Consider the following 267-nt stretch of genomic DNA (forward strand, 5'->3'; position numbering starts at 1 on the left):
CGCCACCTCGGGTGCGTTGACGATGGGCGTGAAGGACGTCCCGCCAATCCCGCCGAGCGACGAGATGGTGAAGGTCGCGCCCTGCATGTCAGGGCCTTTCAACTCACCCGCACGGGCCTTGGCCGACAGCTCCATCAGCTCCTTGGAAATCTCCACCAGCCCCTTGCGGTCGGCATCCTTGATCACCGGCACCATCAGCCCGTTGGGCGTGTCCGCCGCAAAGCCGATATTGTAGAACGCCTTCTTGATCAGCTTGTCGCCGTCGGG

The 267-nt window shown here is 63.7% G+C and carries 1 protein-coding gene; it reads right to left on the reverse strand.

Annotated elements, in window-relative coordinates; all coding sequences use genetic code 11:
* Positions 1-267, reverse strand: a 267-nt coding sequence (locus tag H2O73_RS24075; protein WP_182110814.1) for a 2-oxo acid dehydrogenase subunit E2, incomplete at both ends; no start/stop codon positions are given.

The organism is Vibrio marinisediminis (assembly GCF_014050145.1).
Lineage (GTDB): Bacteria > Pseudomonadota > Gammaproteobacteria > Enterobacterales > Vibrionaceae > Vibrio > Vibrio marinisediminis.